This is a genomic window from Streptomyces sp. NPDC036822 (assembly GCF_055609145.1).
In genome coordinates this window covers 231,358-253,552 of the sequence record NZ_JBVJPY010000002.1, presented here as the reverse complement: position 1 = coordinate 253,552, position 22,195 = coordinate 231,358, and the positions used below count along the sequence as shown (strand labels likewise).

Annotated in this window: 20 protein-coding genes and 1 tRNA gene; 15 read left to right on the top strand and 6 right to left on the bottom strand. The window is 69.7% G+C overall.

Features of this window, described 5'->3' with window-relative positions; genetic code table 11:
* Positions 1-4 precede the first annotated feature (4 nt).
* Positions 5-688 carry a YdcF family protein gene (locus tag ACZ68P_RS05525; RefSeq protein ID WP_471003012.1) on the top strand — a complete coding sequence of 228 codons (684 nt, stop codon included), beginning with the start codon at positions 5-7 and terminating at the stop codon, positions 686-688.
* Here ACZ68P_RS05525 and ACZ68P_RS05520 read toward each other — a convergent pair.
* On the bottom strand, positions 661-1,467 hold the full coding sequence (locus ACZ68P_RS05520) for a nuclease-related domain-containing protein (protein WP_471003009.1): 807 nt from the start codon (positions 1,465-1,467) through the stop codon (positions 661-663). The two genes, ACZ68P_RS05525 and ACZ68P_RS05520, sit on opposite strands and share 28 nt — an antisense overlap.
* Positions 1,468-2,462: 995 nt before the next feature.
* Here ACZ68P_RS05520 and ACZ68P_RS05515 point away from each other — a divergent pair.
* The 4 genes from ACZ68P_RS05515 to ACZ68P_RS05500 all read left to right on the top strand — a co-directional run bounded on the left by ACZ68P_RS05515 (position 2,463) and on the right by ACZ68P_RS05500 (position 5,143).
* Entirely contained in the window at positions 2,463-3,290 is an 828-nt protein-coding gene (locus ACZ68P_RS05515) for a Shedu anti-phage system protein SduA domain-containing protein (RefSeq protein ID WP_471003006.1), read from the top strand.
* A 71-nt stretch (positions 3,291-3,361) separates the two neighbouring features.
* A complete protein-coding gene (locus ACZ68P_RS05510) occupies positions 3,362-4,216 on the top strand; it encodes a GIY-YIG nuclease family protein (RefSeq protein ID WP_471003003.1) in 855 nt (284 codons plus the stop codon).
* A 285-nt stretch (positions 4,217-4,501) separates the two neighbouring features.
* Positions 4,502-5,083: a restriction endonuclease gene (locus ACZ68P_RS05505; protein ID WP_471003877.1), complete on the top strand. Its 582-nt coding sequence runs from the start codon at positions 4,502-4,504 to the stop codon at positions 5,081-5,083.
* Positions 5,066-5,143: transfer RNA gene (locus ACZ68P_RS05500), tRNA-Arg, on the top strand. Before ACZ68P_RS05505 ends, ACZ68P_RS05500 begins: the two co-directional genes overlap by 18 nt.
* A gap of 923 nt (positions 5,144-6,066) precedes the next feature.
* On the opposite strand, the gene ACZ68P_RS05495 is transcribed toward ACZ68P_RS05500, so the two are convergent.
* A complete protein-coding gene (locus ACZ68P_RS05495; RefSeq protein ID WP_471003000.1) occupies positions 6,067-6,369 on the bottom strand; it encodes a hypothetical protein in 303 nt (100 codons plus the stop codon).
* A 334-nt stretch (positions 6,370-6,703) separates the two neighbouring features.
* Here ACZ68P_RS05495 and ACZ68P_RS05490 point away from each other — a divergent pair, with 334 nt between their 5' ends.
* The 6 genes from ACZ68P_RS05490 (at position 6,704) to ACZ68P_RS05465 (ending at position 12,335) form a co-directional block, all read left to right on the top strand.
* Positions 6,704-7,396, top strand: coding sequence for an HAD family hydrolase (locus tag ACZ68P_RS05490; RefSeq protein WP_471002997.1), 693 nt, complete (start codon positions 6,704-6,706; stop codon positions 7,394-7,396).
* Between the two features lie 236 nt (positions 7,397-7,632).
* On the top strand, positions 7,633-8,463 hold the full coding sequence (locus ACZ68P_RS05485) for a hypothetical protein (RefSeq protein ID WP_471002994.1): 831 nt from the start codon (positions 7,633-7,635) through the stop codon (positions 8,461-8,463).
* A 299-nt stretch (positions 8,464-8,762) separates the two neighbouring features.
* Positions 8,763-9,911 (top strand): FAD-dependent oxidoreductase, encoded by a 1,149-nt coding sequence (locus ACZ68P_RS05480; RefSeq protein WP_471002991.1) that lies wholly within the window; start codon positions 8,763-8,765, stop codon positions 9,909-9,911.
* Positions 9,908-10,783, top strand: coding sequence for an NmrA family NAD(P)-binding protein (locus ACZ68P_RS05475; protein WP_471002988.1), 876 nt, complete (start codon positions 9,908-9,910; stop codon positions 10,781-10,783). Before ACZ68P_RS05480 ends, ACZ68P_RS05475 begins: the two co-directional genes overlap by 4 nt.
* Positions 10,780-11,640 (top strand): NAD-dependent epimerase/dehydratase family protein, encoded by an 861-nt coding sequence (locus tag ACZ68P_RS05470; protein ID WP_471002985.1) that lies wholly within the window; start codon positions 10,780-10,782, stop codon positions 11,638-11,640. The genes ACZ68P_RS05475 and ACZ68P_RS05470 overlap by 4 nt, the downstream gene beginning before the upstream one ends.
* The gene (locus tag ACZ68P_RS05465; RefSeq protein WP_471002982.1) at positions 11,637-12,335 is read left to right on the top strand and encodes a DsbA family oxidoreductase; all 699 of its coding nucleotides are present in this window, start codon (positions 11,637-11,639) and stop codon (positions 12,333-12,335) included. The genes ACZ68P_RS05470 and ACZ68P_RS05465 overlap by 4 nt, the downstream gene beginning before the upstream one ends.
* 312 nt (positions 12,336-12,647) lie before the next feature.
* Here the strand turns inward: ACZ68P_RS05465 and ACZ68P_RS05460 are convergent, their stop codons facing one another.
* Positions 12,648-13,184, bottom strand: a complete 537-nt coding sequence (locus tag ACZ68P_RS05460) for a cupin domain-containing protein (protein WP_365721334.1) — start codon at positions 13,182-13,184, stop codon at positions 12,648-12,650.
* Between the two features lie 155 nt (positions 13,185-13,339).
* On the opposite strand from ACZ68P_RS05460, the gene ACZ68P_RS05455 reads away from it, so the two are divergent.
* The 4 genes from ACZ68P_RS05455 to ACZ68P_RS05440 all read left to right on the top strand — a co-directional run bounded on the left by ACZ68P_RS05455 (position 13,340) and on the right by ACZ68P_RS05440 (position 18,507).
* On the top strand, positions 13,340-14,992 hold the full coding sequence (locus ACZ68P_RS05455; protein ID WP_471002978.1) for an FAD-binding oxidoreductase: 1,653 nt from the start codon (positions 13,340-13,342) through the stop codon (positions 14,990-14,992).
* A gap of 272 nt (positions 14,993-15,264) precedes the next feature.
* Entirely contained in the window at positions 15,265-16,515 is a 1,251-nt protein-coding gene (locus tag ACZ68P_RS05450; protein WP_471002975.1) for an aspartate kinase, read from the top strand.
* A gap of 16 nt (positions 16,516-16,531) precedes the next feature.
* The gene (locus tag ACZ68P_RS05445) at positions 16,532-17,350 is read left to right on the top strand and encodes a 2-amino-3,7-dideoxy-D-threo-hept-6-ulosonate synthase (protein ID WP_471002972.1); all 819 of its coding nucleotides are present in this window, start codon (positions 16,532-16,534) and stop codon (positions 17,348-17,350) included.
* Positions 17,351-17,397: 47 nt separating this feature from the next.
* Positions 17,398-18,507 (top strand): 3-dehydroquinate synthase II family protein, encoded by a 1,110-nt coding sequence (locus tag ACZ68P_RS05440; RefSeq protein WP_471002969.1) that lies wholly within the window; start codon positions 17,398-17,400, stop codon positions 18,505-18,507.
* Between the two features lie 123 nt (positions 18,508-18,630).
* Here ACZ68P_RS05440 and ACZ68P_RS05435 read toward each other — a convergent pair whose 3' ends face one another.
* The 3 genes from ACZ68P_RS05435 to ACZ68P_RS05425 are packed head-to-tail and all read right to left on the bottom strand — an operon-like array spanning position 18,631 to position 22,001.
* Positions 18,631-19,737, bottom strand: a complete 1,107-nt coding sequence (locus ACZ68P_RS05435; protein WP_471002966.1) for a methyltransferase — start codon at positions 19,735-19,737, stop codon at positions 18,631-18,633.
* A complete protein-coding gene (locus ACZ68P_RS05430) occupies positions 19,734-21,602 on the bottom strand; it encodes a class I adenylate-forming enzyme family protein (protein ID WP_471002963.1) in 1,869 nt (622 codons plus the stop codon). The genes ACZ68P_RS05435 and ACZ68P_RS05430 overlap by 4 nt, the downstream gene beginning before the upstream one ends.
* Before the next feature lie 36 nt (positions 21,603-21,638).
* Positions 21,639-22,001, bottom strand: a complete 363-nt coding sequence (locus ACZ68P_RS05425; protein WP_365721320.1) for a VOC family protein — start codon at positions 21,999-22,001, stop codon at positions 21,639-21,641.
* Positions 22,002-22,195: the final 194 nt, after the last annotated feature.

The window sequence follows — 22,195 nt, the reverse complement described above, 5'->3', positions numbered from 1 at the left end:
AGCAGTGATTTCCACCCAGGACTGGGCCGACACGCAGCGCCTGTGGGACTACCAGCAGATGGGTCACACACCCCGGCCCTGTTCAGTGGCGATCGGGCTCGGCAGTCACGACCTGGGGGTGGCCGACGCCGCAGCCGACCTGTACAAGCGCAACATGGCCCCACTCCTCGTGTTTGCCGGGGCGACCAGCCCGACGACACGCGAACGCATGCCCCGGGGTGAAGCCGTGCACTACCGCGAGCGGGCGATCGAACTTGGCGTCCCTGACTCGGCGGTGATGGTGGAGCCCCGGGCCCGCAACACCGGCGAGAACATCCGCTTCTCACGGGATCTCCTCACCGGCGCCGGCATCGAGGTGTCCTCAGTGCTGCTGATCAGCAAGCCCTACGAGGAGCGGCGGGCCTACGCCACGGCGCAGAAGCTGTGGCCCGAAGTCGAGATCGTCAGCGCTTCGAGCCCTATGACGCTCCAGGACTACGTCGACTCGATCGGCGACGCCCCCATGGTCATCGACATGCTTGTAGGCGCTCTCCAACGACTGCTGATCTATCCGGACCAAGGCTTCATGATCAGTCAGCAGGTACCTGACGACGTGGTCGATGCGTATGAGCGCCTCTGCCAAGGGGGCTTCACCAGCCGCCTTCTCCGGGACGCGGAAGGTCACGTCCTCAGCCAGGCTCGTCGGTGACGGGCGACTGCGTACACGGCTTCCACTTGCTCAGAGGTGAGCTTGCCTGTGAGAGGGCCGAGGGACGAGACCTCTCGCTCTTGGTACACCCGGATGCTGTTCTGCGTGGCTGCGCGATGTAGGGACGCGACGCCTACGAACACTAGGACCGGGGCGACCGGCACGTCGAAGTCGCAGTACCGCCAGAGCACCCGCCGTACGTAGTTGGACTCGGCCTTGCTCGCGGCACCGTAGGGATGTGGCTGGCCACCGTTGACTTTGGTCATGGCGTCACCGACCCAAACCGTGGCGCCCTTGTGGGTCTTGGTGTTGATGTTGAATACCCCACCGGGACCGATCAGTAAATGATCGATGTCTCCACCGTTGCTCTTCTCGATGCCGTGCAACGTCCGCCAGCCCAGCGAGGACAGGCGTTCCAGCTCTCGCCCGACTCTCTGCTCGCCGCCAAGGCCGGTGTACCAGCTGTCCCATTCCGAAGACTGCCGCAGCAGCTTCGCTCGCAGCCGTTGAGCGGTTGATGGTCCCCTCTCGGCGATGAGTCCGAGGAGCTTGGCGCCAGGGCGGTTCCTTGCCAAGTCCTCACTGGCAGAGAGGGGCGGGAGAACCGCCGGCCGCTCTGCGGGCTGCCTCCCCCCTGGGGTCATGGACTGTGGAGCGCGAGACGCAGAGGGTGGTGCCAAAGCAGTAGCAGGAGCGGGCCCCACGGAAAGGTCGTTGCCGAGGTGCTTGCGGAGCAGGGCCAGCGCTTCCTTCTTATGTTCCTGGACCTTGATGGTCACGGTTTTGGACGCTCGATCTGCCCACGCGACGGCGGTACCGTCCGGAAGGTTCACGTAGAGCCGATCCCTGCCATGCCGCTTCCACGGATTCACCGTGAGACCACTCATGTGTCGCCCCCCATGCGTTGCGTCCCCGCATACATGCCAGCACCTACCGGCTACGCCGACAAGAGCGCGAGGTCGTGGTGAGCTGTTACAGGTTTCTCTACCTCATCAAGGCACCCGCCGCGCACGGCGCGGCGCGCGCGGCCCGTCGCCCGGGCCTGCGCTCCTGTCTACGCCCCGCTCCAGCCCGACCGCCGTCCGCACGCCTGACGGCGCGGGTTGATGGGCAGCCGAAGCAGGACTTCAAGCACGGCAACCGTCACATGGCATGCGTAGCCACGAGCGCCGCCGACTGCGGCCAAGACGGGAGTCCCAAAGACGGCTAGCAGCGAGGGGAGCGGCGGCCCCTTGCGCAGCGTCGGCTGACTGCCGGGCCTGAGGAGGGCCGAGCGCCGTACCCCCGCCGTCACGGATGACGGGAGCGTGAGGCGACCGCACCACCGGGAATGGGCGGGCGGGGAGCAGCTGCTGCCGCGAAGTGGTGGCCGCCGGTGTGGTCGCTCCGCGTCGGTGCCAGTCTCGTCGTGGCACATGAGCGTGTCGGCTGAGAGGGGACCACGTTATGGGGCACCAAGAGGCGACGGCCGGCCGAGATGCTCAAAGTCGACCAGCTCGTGAATGCAGCTTGCCGAGTCGGAGGAATCGTGGGGCCATAGCTAGCGACCCAGTGCCCACAGCGTTGAGGAGACCGTCATCCAGCCTATCGGCGACCGCTGTACTCTCGCAGTGGGTCGACGTCGCAACCTGGGAAAGTTCCCACGACCGCAGGTCGGTTGCGGCAAGATCGAGGCATGGATAGTCCCAGCCGCCGTGGCCCCGTCCCCGCTTCCGTCATCAAGATCGCATTCGGGCGGTCCGCGAACAGATGCGCCTTCCCTGAGTGCCCACCCGTGACACTGGACAACGGCGTCCCCCTGCTTGAGGTTGCTCGTATTTCTTCCCTCTCGCCTGGCGGACCGCGGTATTCCCCCTCCCTAGCGGCGAGTGGAGGGGACTCCGTCGATAACGTCATAATTTTGTGCCCCACACACCACGCGCTTGTCGACAAAAACCCCGAAATTTTTTCCTCCGAAGAGCTTTTGAAGATGCGTGACGCGCACTTCGAGAGAGTTCGGCGCGGACTGTCCACCGCAATGAGGCGCAACACGTCAAATCGACTTACTGACCTGCTGGACGTCTGGGGTCAGAATCGAGGAAAGGACGATGAGGAATACTGGCAACGACTCTTTTCGGGTCATCCGGAGGCATTCTCTCTTGCGCTTGAGGGGCGAGCGTACACGCTGAGCAGCAAGTGTTACGTAGGGGGAAAATCTGTCGCCAATACGGGTGGTAACGTACTCGATTTTCTGGCCCAGCACGGCGGAAACGCGGCCCTTGTAGAGATAAAGACGCCTGCAACGAAATTGCTCGCCCCTCAGAAATACAGGGGAAATGTATACGCCCCGTCGCGCGAATTGGCGGGGTCGACGGTTCAAGTGCTCGAATACCGGCACAGTCTAGTTTCAAATCTCCCTGCCCTTTCTTTCGAAACGCCAGGCCTCAGAGCCACTCAGCCAATGGGAGTAGTGATCATTGGGGACCTGGAAGTGGAGGACTTGAATGAGGGAGGCCGTAGGTCGTTTGAGCTTTACCGCTCCTCGTTCAGAGACCTCAAGATTATGACCTACGATGAGCTTTTCGGTGGAATTCGTATGCTCGTGGAAATTTTGCAGGACTGATCCCGCTCTACTGTTGGAGTCGATTCACCCAAGCGGTGACACAAAAGCGTACGCCGCCATCAGGAGACATCTTGAGCGAGAGCAGTCGTGGCTTAATCTACATCCTCGCCAATCCCCACATCCCCGGATTGCTAAAGATCGGCCGAACCGCGAGGGAGTCGAATGAGCGTGCCAGGGAAATCTCGCGCGGAACGGGAGTGCCAGCAGAATACGAGGTAATTTACGACCAAGTGGTCAGCGACGCGGGGGCCGCAGAGAAGGAGCTCCACTCCCTACTCAGGGCTAATCGCGTAAATCCGCAGAGGGAGTTCTTTAGGATTTCAATCCGTGAAGCCATTCGCCACGTGCAAGAAACCTGCGCCCGCTACCCAGTAAATGAAGCGCGCGAGGCGGTCGAAATAGATGCTCTACCAGGGCTCGAAGACCGCATGCGGCGGTGGCTACGGCATGATCTCGTGGGAGTCAGATTCGTTCAGTATTCTGACCTCTGCCTAATCAAGTGGGTGATTCAGCCCGACTTTCGAAAGCTTGCGGCATTCGAGAACGTTTTCGACTTGGCGGTTATTGGGGACGAGCACGAGCGGTGCACACAGGACCGCGAACGCCATAACGGAGAATACCAGTGCGGGGGAGGGTATTTTTGTCCAGTCCATTATTCACCCAGGGAGAATTTTGAGCGATTCCTTGATCTTGACCTCTACTCGATGATTATGACAGGCCTCGAAATCCTCACCACCGAGGCCGCGGACTACGTTGCCCATCTATGGGAGGAGCGCCGAATCGAAGCGCCGAAGCGCCTTGGATGGAGCATCGTTGGCGCCAATTACTCCATGATGGGGCCAGAGGAAGAATGGCGCGAGATGCTTGCAAAGCATGGAATTTCAGACAGATCCATAAATGATGATGCTGAGATCATCTTCGAGTGAGTTCAGGTTTACCCTGGCCAAGCAAGCGGGCAAGAAATCCCCGAGGTCCTGAACGACAGGCGCCAGCACCCGAGGCAAGGCAGCGGGAGCGGGCAGAGCGGCTGGTGCAGTGGGGTGGCAGCGAGTACACGACGTTCACGAACTACGTGCTCGCACCGCGGGCTTGGCGCGAGTGGGTCAAGCACGGCAACTCGGCACTGCCTAGGCTCCGGCGACGCGTTGCTCGCGCCGAGGTGACCAAAGTGCCCGAGCAGCGGCCGGCTCCGGGCACCCCCGAGGCCAAGGATCTGTCTGATCTACAAGTACTTCGACGGACGCACGCACGATTTCGAGGCTGTCGCCTCTGCAGTCGCATCGCGTGTTCTGCGCGAAGCCGGCAACAGCTACGTCGAGGGGTGGCTCACACGACGATCCGGCGACGGAGGCGCAGACTTCGTCGGGCGACTCGACATCGGCAGCGGATTGGCCGGCACCAGTTTCGTCGTCCTCGGACACGAGAAATGCGTCAGTGTCGACACCCTCGTGACCGCCGAGCAGATCGCTCGCGTCGTCGCCAGGCTTCGGCGCGGCTGGGTCGGCGTGTACGTCACGACCGGCGCCTATTCCGTGCCCGCACAGACCGAGATGGTGGAAAACCAATGCCCAATCGTCCTCATCAACGGGATGGACCTGGCTCGGGAGCTCAGAAGCATGGCCCGGGAGGACCACGGAGGAGACCTCGAAGCCTGCATCAAGCACATACTGACCGTGCGGGAGACCGCGGCGCCCCGAAGAGATCTTGCTGGAGTAGCCGCCTGTGCGGCACGTGGCCTATTCGTGGACGGCGGAGGCATGCCGATGCACTCACACGCCTCTGACCAGCGGTAATGGGCGGGACGCACAGGGCCTCCGGAGCCGTGTGCGCAGGTTCGAATCCTGCCGGGGGCACTTCGCAGGAAGTGCCTGAAGACCCCGCCACCAGCGCAAATGCTGAGGACGGGGTCTTTTGCGTTGCGCAGCCGTATGCCGCCCTGAGCCGCCGTACGACAGGTTCTGTGGCCTTCGCGGCTGGGTCGGGTTGCATCGACACCGGTCAAGACCGTGCCGCGGCAGCGGGGTGGGGGAACGGGGTATGGCTTGGGGCGCTCGAGAGACCGCCGAGGAGCCGGCTCGGTCGGTGTAAGTGCTGCGAGGCCGCTGCAGAGCGTCGGACCACTGCACTTCGGCATGCCCGCCGACGAAGTCAGGGCCGTGCTCCCAGGAGTCCTTGAGTTGAGCCGCTTCTCGGCCGAACCCTTCTCCCCTGACATCTACGGCATACGACTCTCATCCAGCGGTGCCCCCTGTCTACGCATACTTTCGACGGCACCGGCCGGCTCGTCTGCGTAGCGGCTGATGCCGCTCATGACCCGCGCGTGCGCCTGAACGGACTGGAGCTGACGGGCCGTGTGCCGACCCTGCAAGAACGTGATCCTGAACCTCTGTTCGCGGGCGTCTTACAGGCCGCGGGGCAACCCGGGGATCGACGACGTCGGCATGGTCCTTCATATGCAGGACACCGCAAGCAGGGTGCTGACCCGGCCGGTGCTGGTGGGGCGCGAGCGAGCCGATCGTTGTACCGATGACGGGAGGTTCCGTACCGGAGTGCGAGTGGCTAGGTCGTCAGTGGTGCGTGTGGAACGGCTCGGATGTCCGGCCCCCGCCGGACACGCGATGAACCGGCCGCCGGGGTGGACTCCTCCGTTCTGGTTCCTTCGAACGCCTACTGCTCCCGGAGGGGCAGGGGACGTGAAACGGGGGGTGTCACCAGCGTTGACGCAGAGCACGGGGTGTCTCGCGTCGCGTAGGTGTCTGGCTCCGGCGGATACCTATCAACCTCTGATCTCTCGTACCAGGGTGTTGTTCTCGTCGCTCAGTTCAAGCTCGTAAGGGAACCCCAGGGAGCCCAGGAGTCGCCCCAGGCCGTCAAGGCGGAGGGGGTCGACCACGCCGTTGAGCAGGACGTCCGGGCCGTCGACCGGGTCGATCTCCAGCCGGCACCAGCTGGTCTCCAGCTCGTAGGCGTGCCACGACGAGGAACGGGATCTCCAGCCGGCACCGACGAAGCGCGCGGCTACAGCGGATGCGTCCCGCCGTGGAGCACGCCGTACACGTTGTTGTCCGTCTCCGCCCATTGCCGTTCGAGTTTTGGGCGCCCGCCGGATGTGTCCACGCCCTGAGTATGTCCTCCCCCACGACATGCTCGATGTGCGGCCTCGTCGTCCGTGCCCGGGTGGGGCCTCGTCGTGCGGGCAGGTGTCGGATGTCGGATGTCGGAAGCGCCAGGGCTCGGGGTTCCCGGCGTGGACTGGGGGTACGTCGAGAGGAAGCCCGTTCCGGGGGGTGAACCGCAGGCCGTCGCCGGTCTCGATGGGATGGGAGGCGGGCGGATCGTCCGGTGGAGCCCGGCAGGTGGGCCCGCAAGCGGTACGACAGCGTTCGGGTGACCATCGGAAAGGGATTGCGATCTTGACGCACGACGACGAGCTGCCGGGCCTGCTGGCGAGCGCGCGAGTGATTTTGTTCGACTTCGACGGCCCCCTCTGCGACGTGTTCGCCGGACTACCCGCGCCCCACATCGCGAGGCGGCTCACCGCGCTCGTCGCGGCCCAGGATCATGCGGCAGGCTCCACAGCGGAGCGGACGGACGATCCGCTCGAGGTCCTCCGCATCGCTCACGCGATCGACGCCGATCTCGGACGGAGAGTGGAGGCGGCGCTCACGGCCGCGGAGGTGGAGGCTGTCGCGGTCGCAGGGCCGCCGACTCCCGGTTCGGTCGCAGCGCTCGAGGCCGCACGCGTCGCGGGGCGGGCCGTCGTGGTGGTGAGCAACAACTCCGCCGAGTGCGTCCAGCGCTTCCTGGAACTGCACGGGCTGGAGCAGTACGTCGTGAGGATCGTCGGGCGCCCGGCAGGACAGCCCCATCTCATGAAGCCCAACCCGTTCCCGCTCATCACGGCGGCGGAGCAGGTGCACATGGACGTCACGAACTGCGTCCTGATCGGCGACTCGCTCACGGACATCCAGGCCGCGCACGCGGCAGGGACGACGGTCATCGGGTACGCCGACGAACCACACAAGGCCGACCTCTTCACCGACGCCCAGGCCGACGCTGTCGTCGAGGGCATGCAGACCATCGCCGACGCCCTCACCACGGCGTAGCCATCGTCGCGCGGGGCGATCCGGCGAGACCGACGACGGGCGCGCAGGCTCCTCGCATACGGCCGGCGACGCGTTCCGGACGCGGGGCCGCACCTGTCGGAGCGCACCCGGTGAGCTGCGTTGTCCGGCACCGCCCGTGGCTCCCGCCTGCCGCGGTGGGCGCACGGGCGGCTTAAGGCCGAGGGTGGGGCGGGGATCGCGTGACCTGGCCCTTCGGGTGCGCCACCATGAGCGGCATGGATCTTGAAGGGATAGCCGCGATGGCCGCAGCCGTCGTCGCGGGGATCGCGGTTCCCGCGAGCGTGCTGATCGGCCGGTGGCAGACGAAGGCGGCCCTGCGGGCGGCGGAAGCCACCAGTGAAGCGGGGCTGGCTCAAGCCAGGTCCGCTTACCAGGCGGCGCTCGACGCGGTCCGCGCCCAGGCGGACGCCACGCACCTCCAGTGGCGGCGCGGTATCCAGCGCGAGGCGTACGCCTCCTTCCTCCTTGCCGCCCATCGCGTGCAGGAGTTGGGCGAGCGCTGTGCCGCGGACAGCGAGCATGACCTTGCGGCGGAGAACGTGCGGGCCGGAAGGGCCGCCATGGAGGATGCGCTCGCGACCCTCAAGGGGGCCCAGACGATCATCGAGCTGGAAGGCCCCGACGAGGTCGCCGCCCCCGCCGCCGGGATGGCCGACGCCGCTCAGATGATGGCCTACCACCTCGGCAAGCAGGTGGCCTACGAAAGGGCGCGGGGCAAGCTCAGTCGGCTGACGGACGGCGCGGAGCCGGTCGTGAGCGCTGACGCCGTACGGCTCACGGAAGCGCTGGCCGGCCTCAGGTCCCCTGGCCCCGCGGACCGGGAGGAGCCGGACGGGCAGGCGACGCGAGGCTGCCGTGAGGCGTACCACGCACTGCCGTCAGGAGCCCTGGACGAGGAGGAGTTCGGTGCGCTGCTGGAAGGATGGTCGTCTCGTCCCCCGACCTCCAGCAGGACCTACCTCGACGCCGTCTGCCGATTCGGCGAGGCGGAGGCACGCTTCGTCCGTGCGGCCAAGGTCGAGCTGCACGGTCACTCTGCCTTCTGAACCCCGCCACGCACTGCGGCCTGCCGTGCTTTCCGGCTTCCCGCCTTCCCGGCCTTCCGGCCTTCCGGCAGGAACGGCCCCGCGTCCGGTACCGCTCGGTCCGGCAACACGGCGCCTCGCAGAACGTGTCTGCGGACAGCGCCGCCGGCGCTCGTGGCCGGGCCAGGACGAGGAGCGAAGGCGCCGGCCCACCCCGGCCCCCGCCCCCGACGATCACGCGAATGCGTGATGGCAGGCCGCGGGGCGGCAGGAATGCTCGGGGAGGAGAGTGACCGGGTCCTGCGGACAGGAGGCATGGCATGAGCCGTTCCACGAGTGCGGTCAGTGGTGGGCATCGGCGGGAGATCGGGGTGGCCGTCATCGGGGCGGGGGTGCTCGGGCTTGCCGTCGTGGACAGTTTGGTGCGGCGTGGGGTCGACGTCACCTGCTTCGACGGGCGGCCGCCCGGCAGCGGGTTGTCCGGGGGGCTCACGCGGACGTTTCGGCATCGTCACGACGACGAGCGGCATGTGTCCATGGCCGTCGACGGGCTCGCCGGGTTCCGGGAGTGGGAGCGGCGCAGTGGGCGGGTGCTCGTCGGGTCGGAGACCGCCGTCTACAGCGGGATGGGGCCCGCCGATGTGAAGGGGCTCGCGCTGCACGGCGTGGAGCACCGGTTCGTGGAGGCTTCCCGGCAGGACGAGGTGTTCCCCGGACTCTCGCCTGTGGACGGGCCGTTGCTCATCGATGAGAAGGCCGGGGCGATACGGGCCCGGAACACCATCGACGCGCTCGTGGAGTGGGTCGGCGACCGGATCGTGCAGGCCGACATCCACAGCGTGACCGTGCCCCGGGACGGCGACGGGGTGGAGATCCAGACCACCGAGGCCATCTACCGCGCCCGCCATGTCGTGATCGCCGCCGGAACCGCCGTGCCCAGGCTCGCCCGGGGGGTGGGCATCAACATTCCGCTCCAGTCCCGGCTGCACGTACGGCCGCACTTCCGGATCCGCGGGTACGAGCCGGGGCGGACGCGGCCGCTGCCCTGCTGGGTCGACCGGGCCGGCATCTGGGGCGAGACCGTCTACGGCTCCCCCATCGGCGACACCGGGAAGTACGTCATCGGGCGCATCGGCGTCGACGTCGACATCCCCTTCGGGCCGGACGGAGTCCTGCCCGAGGGAAGCAGCACCCTCGTCGAGGCCCAGCGGATCGTGGACTACGTCGAGCGGGCCCTGCCCGGGCTCGACCCCGAACCGGTCGGCGTACGGGTGTGCGTCATGACCAAGCTGCCCGCCGGGAGCGACGCGCTGCGCGCCTGGCACACCGACGGGGTCACCGCCGTCGCCGGGCACAACCTCTTCAAGATGGCCCCCGTCCTCGGGGAGCTGCTCGCCGACGCGGCGCAGGACAACGCACTGCCCGAGCGGCTCGTCGACGCCGGCGCCGGCGCCCTGGACCCGCTGTGAGCCGAGGGATCGCCGTCCTGGGCGGTACGGGCAACATCGGCCGTGCGCTGCTGCGTGAGCTCGACGGCCTCGGGCACCGGGCCGTCGCGCTGGTCCGGCCCGGGCGGGGTCCGGCGGTGGCGGAGTACGCCGACCCCGTCGAGGTGGAGACGGAGGGAGCGGACGGGTTCGTCCGGGCCCTCAAGGGGTGCGCGGCGCTGTTCCTGCTCACCCCGTTCCATCCCCGCCAGGACCTCCTCCAGCGGAGGGTCGCCCGCGCCGCGGCGGACGCCGGCGTCGGCCATGTCGTCAAGGTCTCCGCCCTCGGCGCCGATCCCGCCTCACCGGTGCTCGTCCACCGTCAGCACGGGCTCGCCGAACAGGCCCTGGCCAGGCTGGGACTTCCGTACACCTCCCTGCGTCCCAACGCCTTCATGCAGAACGCCGCCCAGTGGCTGCCCACCATCGCCTCCCGGGGAGCCGTGATCCTGCCCGCCGGGCGGGCGCGCGTGAGCATGGTCGACGTGCGGGACATCGCCGCGGCCGCCGCCGTGCTGCTCACCGGGCCGCCGCCCGGCGAGGGGGGCGTGGTGTACGAGCTGACGGGGCCCGAGGCGATCGGGTACGCCGAGGTGGCGGCCGCCCTGTCGGCCGCCGCAGGGCGGGAGATCCGCTACCTCGACGTCCCGCCGTCACGGGCCGCGGAGGCGATGCGCGCGAGTGGCGTCCCCGCCTGGGCGGTCGAGGCGCGGCTCCAGCTCTACGCCACCTACGTGGCGGGCGAGGCGGAGACGGTCACCGGCGCGGTGAAGGAGCTGACCGGGCGGGAGGCGCGGTCGTTCGCCGCCTTCGCCGCCGAACTGGCTCCCCGGCTGAAGGGGGAGGGTCCGTGACAAGGGTCGTGGTCATCGGTGGGACAGGGGTGCTCGGACACGCCCTGGTGCCCCGTCTGCTGGACCGCGGACACGCGGTCACCGTGCTCTCTCCCGGCTCCCGTCCCGCGCCGGCCGGTGCCGAGCGGGTCGTCGCGAGCCTCCTCGACATCCCGGGCGAAGACCTGGCGGGCGTGCTGGCCGGCGCCGAGGTCCTGGTGAACGCCGCCACGGCGGTACCGGCCGATCCCGCCGCTCCCGGAGCCTGGGAGGTCAACACCCGGCTGCGGGAGGAGGGGACGCGCAGGCTGGTCGAGGCCGCGCGCGCCGCCGGCGTCCGGCATCTCGTGCAGATGAGCATCACCATGGTCTACCCGGACGGCGGCGACCGGCTCCTCGACGAGTCCACGCCGTTCGACGCCGATCCGGCGCGGGGCGCGCTCGTCGAGCCCGTCCGCGTCATGGAACGAGCCGTGCGGCGGGAAGCCGGGGACGGCCCGGACTGGACCGTTCTGCGCGGCGCGCGCTTCGCGGGGCCAGGCACGGTCCAGGACGTCCAGCGCCGGCGCCTGCTCGGCGGGACCCTGCCGATCGCGGGTGACGGCTCCTCGTGGCTCTCGATGGTGCACGTCCGCGACTTCGCCGCCGCCGTCGCGGCCACCGTGGAGGTCCGGCCGCCCGGCATGGTGTTCAACATCGCCGACGAGCCGCTCCGGGAGCGGGAGTACGTGGAGCGGCTCGCGCGCGCGGTGGGCGCGCCGCCGCCGGCCCGTGCCCGCGACCTCGCCCCCGAGCTGCCCTCGCAGCGGGTGAGCAGCGCCGCCGCCCATCAGGTCCTCGGCTGGAGGCCCGTCACCGGCATCTGGGGGGAGGCGTGACGAGCGTGGACGTCGCTCCCGGCACCCTGGTCGTCTTCGCCGACCTCGGCTGCCCCTGGGCCCACCTCGCGGTCCACCGCCTGCACACCACACGGGCCGCGCTCGGCCTCGACGCACACGTCCGCTTCGACGTCCGCGCCTTCCCACTGGAACTCGTCAACGAGATGTCGACGCCGAAGCTGATCCTGGACGCCGAGACGCCGGTGGTCGGCGCGCTGGAGCCCGGCGCCGGCTGGCAGATGTGGCAGCGGCCGTCGTACGAGTACCCCGTCAGCACCCTGCTCGCCATGGAGGCCGTGGAGGCCGCGAAGGAGCAGGGCCTGCGGGCGAGCGAACGGCTCGACCGGGCGCTGCGCGTCGCGCTGTTCGGGCAGAGCCGGAACATCACGATGCGGCACGAGATCCTGGCCGTCGCGGCCGAGAGCGGCGTGGACGCCGACGCGTTGAAGGGCGCGCTGGTCCGGGGGCGGGCGCGCGCCGCGATCGAGGAGCATCTGGAGGTCTCGCTCGGCGGGGAGGTCCGGGGCAGCCCGCACGTCTTCGCCCCCGGCGGGCTCGGCGCCCACAACCCGGGCGTGGAGCGGCACTGGCTCGGGCGCGAGGGGGCCGGCTTCCCCGTCGTCACGAAGGACGAGCCGGGGGTGGTGTACGAGAGCCTGCTGCGGCGCGCCGCGGAGGGCGGTGACGGCGACTGACCCGGGTGGGGCCCGGTGCGGGACCCGCGCACGACCTCGCCCACCGCCCCCGGGCACGACCTCGCCCACAGGGCACGGCCCAGCGCAGGACCCCGAGCACGGCGCACGTACACGGCCCCCGGACACGGCCCTGCCCGCGACCGGCCCAGGATCCGTACCGCCTCGTGCGACGTCGCCACCACCTCCGGCCCCGAGACGGCCCCGCTGCCGGCCTCCCTCCGCCCCCTACCGACACCGAGACCGCCCGCCGGGAACCCCCGGCGGGCGGTCTCGTCTCGTCCCGTCTCCGTGGACCGAAGCCCTCCGGAGCCCCTACTCGTCGACGATGAACATGCCGAACTCCTCGGCCCGTTGCATCACCAGCTGCTCGTACCCCACCGGCTCCGCCGGGCGTTCCAGGCCGGGTACCACCGGCTGGCCGATCTCGAAGAAGAAGTTCTCGAAACCGGCGGGGGCCAGGACGAACAACAGCTTGGTGATCTTGCTGGAGTCGTTCCGGAACTTGTGCTTGGCACCCCGCGGAATGAAGATGAACGCCCCGCTCTCGGCCTTGATGACCTCGTCCCCGGACGCCACGGTGAGTTCGCCGTCGAGCAGGTAGAAGATCTCGTCCGCGTCGTTGTGGATGTGCATCGGCGGACCGTTGTCCGGGGCGATCTCGCCTTCCAGCATGGTGAACCCGGGGCCGGTGGTGCTCTTGCCGGCCTTCATCGTGTACTTGTCGCCCTGCAGCGCCCAGACACTCGGGCCTTCGCCCGGGGCTACGTACGTGATCTGTTCCGAACCGGTTCCGGCGCCCTGCGGGCCCCACGGGATGCTCATCGGCGTCCTCACGCTCGTCGCGTCCATGCCGCGATCCGTCTCTGCCGGAATCCAGTGAACCGGGCGCCCCGTACGCCGGGCATCACGTGATCACGTGATGTGTCGGCGCTCCCCGCGATGACATCTTCCCCGAGCAACCACCAAGACGATGCTCGACGCTTTGACGATCTTTAGGGGGAACCATGACCTCGGTATCGCGCCGGAGGCTCCTCACCGGTACCGCGGCCGTCGTGGGCGCCACGGCACTGACCTCACCGGCCGGCGTGACCGCCGCCCAGGCCGCCGCGCCCGCCGCCGCGGGGACGGCCGGGACCACGGAGACCGGCGCCGTCGCGCGCGCCCTGACCGTGGGCCCGCAGGACGTCCGCTACTCCGGGCTGACCAGCGGGCAGAACCAGCTGTTCCACAGCCGTCCGGACAGCGTCCGCCTGCCCCGCTCCACCGCCCAGGTGGTCGCGGCCGTGCAGGAGGCGGTGAGCGCGGGCAAGCGGCTGAGCGTGCGCGGCGGCGGTCATTGCTACGAGGACTTCGTCGACCACCCGGACGTCAAGGTGATCATCGACATGTCCGGGATGCGGAAGATCGACTACGACCCCGCCCACCGGGCCTTCGTCGTCGAGGGAGGGGCCACGCTCGGGGAGACGTACTACGCGCTGTTCCGGCAGTGGGGCGTGACCCTGCCCGGTGGCGCCTGCTACTCGGTGGGCGTCGGCGGACACGTCCAGGGCGGCGGGTACGGCAACCTGAGCCGGCTGCACGGTCTGGTCGTCGACTACCTCTACGCCGTCGAGGTCGTCGTCGTGGACCCCGACGGCCGGGCCCGCGCCGTCGTCGCCACCCGCGAGGCGGGCGACCCGAACCGCGACCTGTGGTGGGCGCACACCGGTGGGGGCGGCGGCAGCTTCGGCGTCGTGACGCGCTACTGGTTCCGCTCCCCCACCGCGACCGGCACGGACCCCTCGGCTCTGCTGCCCGCGCCCCCGACCGACGTCCTGGTGACCTGGCTCCAGTGGCCGTGGGCGCAGCTGACGGAGGCGCGTTTCGCCCGTCTCGTACGGAACTACGGCGTCTGGAACGAGCAGAACAGCTCGCCGACCTCGCCGTACAAGGGGCTCACGGCCCGACTGGAGCCGGGGCCGAAGGCCGGCGGCAGCGTGCTGCTCTCCATACAGATGGACACCGCCGTGCCGAACGCCCGGCAGCTCCTGCTCGACTTCGTCGCGGCCGTCAACGACGGGGTGGGGATCACGCCGGTGGAGTACCAGGAGCTGCACCAGCTGCCCTGGTTCCAGGCCACGGGGTGGCCCGGCTTCTGGATGAGCAACCCGACCGACCGCTACAAGTACAAGTCGAGCTACCACCGCCAGGGGCTGACGGACGACCAGATCGGCGGCCTCCACCGGGTGCTCACCGACTCGGACTACGACCATCCGGCCTTCGTGGTGTCGATCGCCGCGCACGGCGGGCAGGTCAACGCCGTGGCGCCGACCGCCACCGCGCAGGTGCACCGCGACAGCGTCCTGAAGCTGCTCTGGGGCACGGCCTGGGGCAACCCCAGTGACGACGCGAAGCACTTCGCCTACATCCGGCGCGCGTTCTCGACGGTGTACGCCTCGACGGGCGGTGTCCCGGTGCCGAACGCCGTGACCGACGGCTGCTACATCAACTACGCCGACGGGGACCTCACGGACCCGGCGTGGAACCGTTCCGGGGTGGCCTGGCACGACCTCTACTGGAAGCAGAACTACCCCACGCTCCAGCGCGCGAAGTCGCGCTGGGACCGGCGCGACGTCTTCCGTCACGCGCAGTCGATCCGGCTGCCCCACACGGTCTGACGCCGCCCGCGACGAGGGCCGGGCCCCCTCCCTCCCGGGGCCCGGCCCTCGTTCCGTCATTCCGGCGGAATGCGGTACGCCGCTTCGCGACGGTCATGTGCCGTACGCGGCACCGGAATTACCGGCCCGCATTCCCGCATCACGCCGATGCGGGATTCCGGAAAGAGCCGCTCCCACATCACGTGGATCCGGGATCCGGAATCGGCGGGCGCTGTGTAGAAAGGAGATCGCGCAACGCCATCTGCCCCGATCAGCCGGTGCGAGGACGACGCATGTCAGTAGCGGTGAAGAAGTTCGGCGGGAGTTCGCTGTCGACTCCCGGAAGAATTCGTCAGGTCGCGGAGATGGTCGCCCGCTTCCGCGACACGGGCCGCCCGACGGTGGTGGTGGTCTCCGCCCGCGGGGACAGCACGGACGAGCTGCTCGCCGCGGCGCTGGAGCTGCACGCGGCCCCGGCGGCGCGGGAGACGGACCAGCTCCTGGCGACCGGTGAGAACGCGTCCGCCGCGCTGCTGGCCATGGCCCTGCACGACCAGGGGGCGCCGGCGGTGTCCCTGACCGGCCCCCAGGCCGGAATCCGGGTCTCGGGCAACCACGGCGCCGGGATGATCGCCGAGATCGACCCGGCCCGCATCCTCGCCCATCTGCGCCGCGGCCAGGTCGTCGTGGTCTCGGGCTTCCAGGGCGAGGACGCCGAGGGAGACGTGATCACCCTCGGCCGGGGCGGTTCGGACACGACGGCGGTGGCCCTCGCGACCGCGCTCTCGGCGGCGAGCTGCGAGATCTACACCGACGTCAAGGGGATCTACACCGCCGATCCCCGGGTGGTGCCCGAAGCGCGGGTGCTGTCCACGATCGACGCCGGGGTGATGGCGGAGATGGCCTTCGCCGGCGCCCAGGTGATGCACTCGCGCGCGGTGGAACTGGCCGCCTCGCACGCGATCGACGTCGTGGTCCGCGGGACGTTCACGACGGAACCCGGAACCACCATCCTCGGACGGAGCATCGACGTGCTCGAATCACAGGGATCGATCACCGCCGTCACCCATGACACCGACATCGTGATGGCCCTCACCCGCTCGCGCCGGCCCCGGGACGGCCTGGCCGCCGACATCCTGACCGAACTGGCGCGGGACTCGGTCCCGGTCGACCTCCTGTCCTGGGGGGCGCCGGACGGCCACGGCTTCCGGATGGGCTTCGCGCTGCACGGCAGCCGACTGGCTCCGGCCCGCGAGGCGCTGGGCCGGATCGCGGCCGGTCTCGGCTGTGACACGGAGGTGGACGAGAAGGTCGGCAAGGTGTCGCTGGTCGGCGTGGGCCTCCTCAACCGGCCGGACTACACGGCCCGGATGCTGGCGCTGCTCTCCCGGATGGGGGTGACGCCGAGCTGGGTGTCCTCCACCCAGCTGCGGGTCTCCGTGATCGTCCCGCTGGACCGCGTCCTGGAGGCGGTCACGGCGCTCCACCAGGAATTCGGCCTCGGCCGCGACGACCTCGACACCCCCTCCATGGCCGCGGTGTGACAGAAGGAGAAGCCGCATGACGCAGAATCGATCGTTCGGAGCCCGATTACGTACCAAGAAGCTCTTCCGGCACGCGCCGGATCGTCTGCTGGTCGTCCCCCTCGACCACTCCGTCACCGACGGCCCCATCGCACCGGCCGACGAACTGAACCGGCTGGTCGCGCAGTTGGCGGGCAACGGCGTGGACGGGGTGGTGCTGCACAAGGGGACGCTGCGCCAACTGGATCCCGAGCCGTTCACCAGAACCTCGCTGATCGTGCACCTGAGCGTGAGCACCGTGCACGCCCCGGATCCGGACGCCAAGTACCTCGTCAGCGACGTGGAGAGCGCGCTGCGGCTCGGCGCGGACGCGGTCAGCGTCCACGTCAACGTGGGCTCGGCCGGGGAGGCCCGGCAGATCGCCGACATGGCCGCCGTCGCCGACACCTGCGACCGGTGGAACGTACCGCTGCTCGCGATGATGTACCCGCGCGGTCCCGAGATCGCCGATCCCCGGGACACCGCCCTGGTCAAGCACGTGGCCACGCTCGCCGCCGATCTGGGGGCGGACCTGGTCAAGGTGCCCTGCCCGCGCACGATGTCCGGCCTCGCCGAGGTGGTACGGGCCTGCCCCGTGCCGGTCCTGGTCGCCGGCGGGCCGCCCGCGGCCTCCACGGACGAGCTCCTCGACCATGTGGCCGCCGTCCTCGACGCCGGGGCCACTGGCCTCGCCATGGGGCGCAACATCTTCCAGTCCTCCGAGCCGGGCAAGCGCGCCGGCCGGGTCGCGGACCTGGTGCACGCCCCTCGGGGCGTGGCCGCCGGTTCCGCACTGCTCACCGCCCGTCCCGCCTGAGAACAGCGAGACCCGAGGAACGCTCCAGAATCCTGAGGAAGAGGAACATGAAGCTCTGCTGGCTCGATCTGCGCACGAAGAACGAACTGACCCCGGCGATCCTGGAAGAGGCGGTGCACCAGCGGATCGACGGAGTGGTCGCGTCCTCCGTCGAGGACCTGGCCGATCTGCCGCCCACGGTGAAGAAGGTGCTCTTCCCGCGCGGCGCGGCGCTTCCCGAGGACTTCGGTGATGCCGACGTGGTCGTCGTGAACCCGGCCGAGCACGGTGACCCGGCGGTGCTGGCCGCCCGCCACCCCGAGGTCGAGTTCGGCCGGTACGTGGAGATCGTGGACGCCGAGACGCTGGAGGTGGCCTGCCGTTCGGCGGCCACCGAGAAGTGGAGCGTGCTCTGGTTCCGCGACCCGACGAAGATCCCGCTGGAGATCGTCATCGCGGCCGGCAAGGCGGCGAAGGGCACCGGCAGCCTCATCACGATCGCGCAGGACGTCGAGGAGGCCGAGATCATCTTCGGTGTCCTGGAGCTCGGTTCGGACGGCGTGATGCTGGCCCCGGCGCGGGTGGGCGACGCGACCGGCCTCAAGGCGGCGGCCGTCTCCCGGACGCCCGACCTGGAGATGGTGGAGCTGACCGTCACCGGCAGCACCCACATCGGCATGGGTGAGCGGGCGTGCGTCGACACCGTCACGCACTTCCGTCAGGACGAGGGCATCCTGGTGGGCTCGCACTCCAAGGGCATGATCCTGTGCGTCAGCGAGACCCATCCGCTGCCGTACATGCCGACGCGGCCGTTCCGGGTGAACGCCGGCGCCATCCACTCGTACACGCTGTCCCAGAACTCCCGGACGCACTACCTGAGCGAGCTGAAGGCCGGCAGCAAGGTGCTGGCGGTGGACGTCAAGGGCCAGACCCGGCTGGTGGCGGTGGGCAGGGTGAAGATCGAGAGCCGGCCGTTGCTGTCGGTGGACGCGGTCGCCCCCGACGGGACCACGGTCAACCTGATCCTGCAGGACGACTGGCACGTCCGGGTCCTCGGTCCCGGCGGAGTGGTGCACAACAGCACCGAGCTGAAGCCCGGGGACGTCGTCCTCGGCTACCTTCCGACCGCCGACCGGCACGTGGGCTACCCGATCGAGGAGTTCTGCCTGGAGAAGTAGGCCGGACGGCCCGGAGCCGCGCTCGCTCCGGAACGAACGACGGTGGCCCGCCGCGGGAATTCCGCGGCGGGCCACCGTCGTTCGTTCCGTTCCGTGGACGTGCTCGGGTTCTGCCGTCCTCGCCTAGGCGGGGACCGCCACGATGACGCTCGTGGAGGACCGGGTGGGACGGATCTCCTTGAGCCGGAAGCCGGCCCGCTCGAAGAGGTCCACGAACTCCGACTCGGTCCGCAGGTGCCCGGTGAGCAGCGACAGCATCACGATGTCCTCGAACTTGCCGAAGTGCGGGGTGTCGCCCTCCGGGATGACCTCGTCGATGACGATCAGCTGCCCCGAGTCGCCCAGCGCGCGACGGATGTTGCGCAGCATGGCGACGGCGTCCTCGTCGTCCCAGTCGTGGATGGTCCAGGACACGACGTACGTGTCCCCGCCCTCCGGCACCGAGGTCAGGAAGTCGCCGCCGACGCACTCGGCGCGGTCCGAGACGCCCAGCTCGGCCAGGACGGCCTCGGCCTCGGGGACCACCCGGGGCAGGTCGTAGGCGACCGCGGTCATCCGCGGGTAGCGCTGCAGCAGGGCGCCCACGAGCCGGCCCCGGCCCGCTCCGACGTCCACGAGGCGGCGGACGTCGGAGAGGTCGTAGACGTCCAGGACCCCGGAGTTCACCATCACCGACATGCTGCTCATGGCGCTGTTGAAGACGGCCGCGAGCTCGGGACGGGCGGCGAAGAAGGTCCACCAGTCGGTGCCGTGCACCTCGTCGAAGGACGGCTTGCCCGTCCGCAGGCTGTGTGCCAGCGACCCGAACGCCCGCTGCCGCTCGGGCAGTCCGACGTACCGCGCCAGGTCGCGCATCGAGCCGGGTACGTCGCTGCGGAGCGTCGCCGCCAACGGGGTCAGGCCGAAGGTCCTCGGCTCGACCTCGGTGAAGACGCCGACGCTCGCGAGCGCCCGCAGGCCCCGGTAGAGCGCCCCGGGGTCGGTCTCGGTCAGCTCGGCGATCTCGTCGACGTGCCGGACCTCGTCGCCGATGGCGTCGGCGATGCCCAGTTCGGCGACGGCGACGAGGAGCTGGCTGACGAGGGAGCCGTAGAGCATCTCGTACATCCGGACCGGCGCCGGCACGTCGCCGGTCGGTTCGGAGCCCGGCGGCCGCGTGCCGGGGAGGTGCGCGCCGGGGGCGTGCGTGGCCGGTGGTTCGTCGCCACCGGGCTGTCGGGGGGCTGTCATGGCCTGTTCTCCTCCGCGACCCGTCCGGGTCGGATCAGGACGTCGGCGAAGTGCTCGCGCAGGCTGCGCTTGAGCACCTTGCCCGTGGCTCCGGTGGGGAAGTGCTCCGGTTCGGTGGCGAGTACGGCGCCGCTGAGGGCGGTCAGCCCTTTCGCGCTCAGCGCCGTGTTGAGCCGTTCGAGCAGGTCGCCGGGGGCGCTCGCGCCCGGCCGGAGCCGGACGGTGGCGAACGGGACCTGTCCGCCGCCCGGCTCGGGGGCGTTGACGGCAACGACGGCGCAGTCGGCCACCTCGGGGCAGCCGATCATGACGGCCTCCTCCATCGGGAGGCTGTAGACCGGTCCCCGGACGGTGTGGATGACGTCGGGCACCCGGTCCACGTGGAAGAACCGTCCGTCGTGGTCCTGGTAGACGATGTCGCCGGTGAGCCAGTAGCCGGAGACGGAGGACTTCTGGGTGAGGGCGGTGTCGCCCCAGTACCCGGCGGTCCTCGTGGGGGTCTTCACGCCCAGCCGGCCGGGCCGGCCGGGGCCGAGGATCCGGCCGTCGTCGTCGAGGACGACCGCCCGCCGGACGACGCGGACGGGTGTGCCGACGCAGCGGTCGTAGTCCTGCTTCTCCGGCTCGCTGACCTTGCGGAACAGCGCCATCCCCATCTCGGAGGAGCCGAGGCCGTCGACGAACCGCGAGCCGGGGCGGTCGCCGGTCCGAGCGCCGAGCCGGGCGCCGAGGCCGGAGCCGAGCCGGGAGGCGAGCCCGGTCCGGAGTCGGGAGCCGAGCGTGCCGGGCCGGAGGACGGCGGCAGGCCGGCCCGGTCGCCGGCCGTGCCGGATCAGCTCCTTGATGTGCGCCTCGTGGGCGGAGTCACCGGTGTTGATCCAGGTGTGGACGTCGCCGAGGGCCGAGGGCGACAGGTCGAGCGTGGCCAGCTCGGCCCAGGTCTGGGGGAACGCCACCACCATCGTGGGCCGGAACCAGCGGGCCGCCTCGTGCACGGCCTCCCCCGAGCTGTCGGCCATGACCAGGGTGGGCAGGCCGAGCAGGGTCGCGGTCATCAGATAGCTGATGCCCGCGGAGTGCGTCTGCGGGAGCGCGGTGAGCAGCCGGTTGCTCGCCGCGTCGGGGAAGCTGAGCAGCCGGTGGCGCTTGCCGAGGAAGAACTGCCGGTGCCCGAAGGTGACGGCCTTCGGCGGTCCGGTCGTGCCGGAGGTGTGGCAGAGCATGACCAGGTCGTCGTCGCCGTGCCGGTACGGGAAGACTCCCGGCAGCGAGGGCCGGGCGGGCCGCCGGCGCGGGAACGCGCCCAGCTCCTTCTCGAACGCCAGGTTCTTCGGCAGGGCGCCGGAGGCCCGCAGCCGGTCGAGCCCGTCGGCCGTGGCCACCACCCCGACCGCGCCGACGCGGCCCAGGTAGTCGGCCGCGACCTCGGGCCTCATCCGGCCGTTGACCAGCGCGGCGATGGCGCCCAGGGAGCTGAGCGCCAGGAAGTGCAGGAAGGCGTCGACGCCCTCGCCGGCGTAGACGCCGACGGGGTCGCCCTTCCTGACGCCCGCCTTGTGGTACCAGGAGGCGTAGGCGTCGCGTATCTCGGTGAGCCGGTCGAGGCTGAGCCGCTCGACCTCCTCGTCGTCCTCCTCGCCCCGGACGCCCGGGTGACCCGGGTCGCCCGCCGCGCCGCCCCCGGCACCGCCCGCGCGCTGCGCGAGCAGGAACGGTGCCGAAGGGGCGGGGCTGACGGCGCGGGCGTGGTCGAGGAAGCTCCCCACCCCGAGGGCGGGGTCGGCCAGGAGCCGGAGCCTCGCGCGCAGTGGCATCCGTGCGGCCGGCGCGAGCCCCATGCTGATGACACCCGTGTTGTCGCGCATGCGTTCCTTTCCGCTTCGGGGACCGGTCGGATCGGATCAGCCCTCGTAGACGGTCAGCTCGTACCCGTCGGGGTCCTTGAACTGGAACTCACGGCCGCAGAAGCCGTCGCACGGCGGCTTGGTGATGGTGACGCCGTGCTCGGCCACGATCTTGGCGAGACCGTCGGGGTCCTCCGCCTTGATCCACACCACGACGCCCCAGCCGAGCTCGGGCACGGCGTCGAGGTCGATGGTGGCCTGGCGCAGCGCCAGCTTGATGGGCGCGGTCTCGAGGACGGCGGCGGTGGGGACCTTGGAGTCGGTCTCCTTGAAGCCGACGACCTCGGTGTAGAAGCGGCGGGACCGCTCGACGTCACGCACCTGGAGCGTGAGGAAGTTGGGGCCGATCGCGTTCGTCATGGAATGCCTCTCCACGGATCTGTGGGCCAACGGGCTTTCGACGGGCCCCAGTCTGTTGGCGGGCGACGGGCCCGGACATCACGTGTTCTCGTGAACTCCCGTACGGCGGAAAGGTCCCGGGTGTGCGGGATGACATTCCGCCGTACGGGAGGAGCGGACGTGCGGGACGAGCGGCAGTACGGGAGGAACGGCCG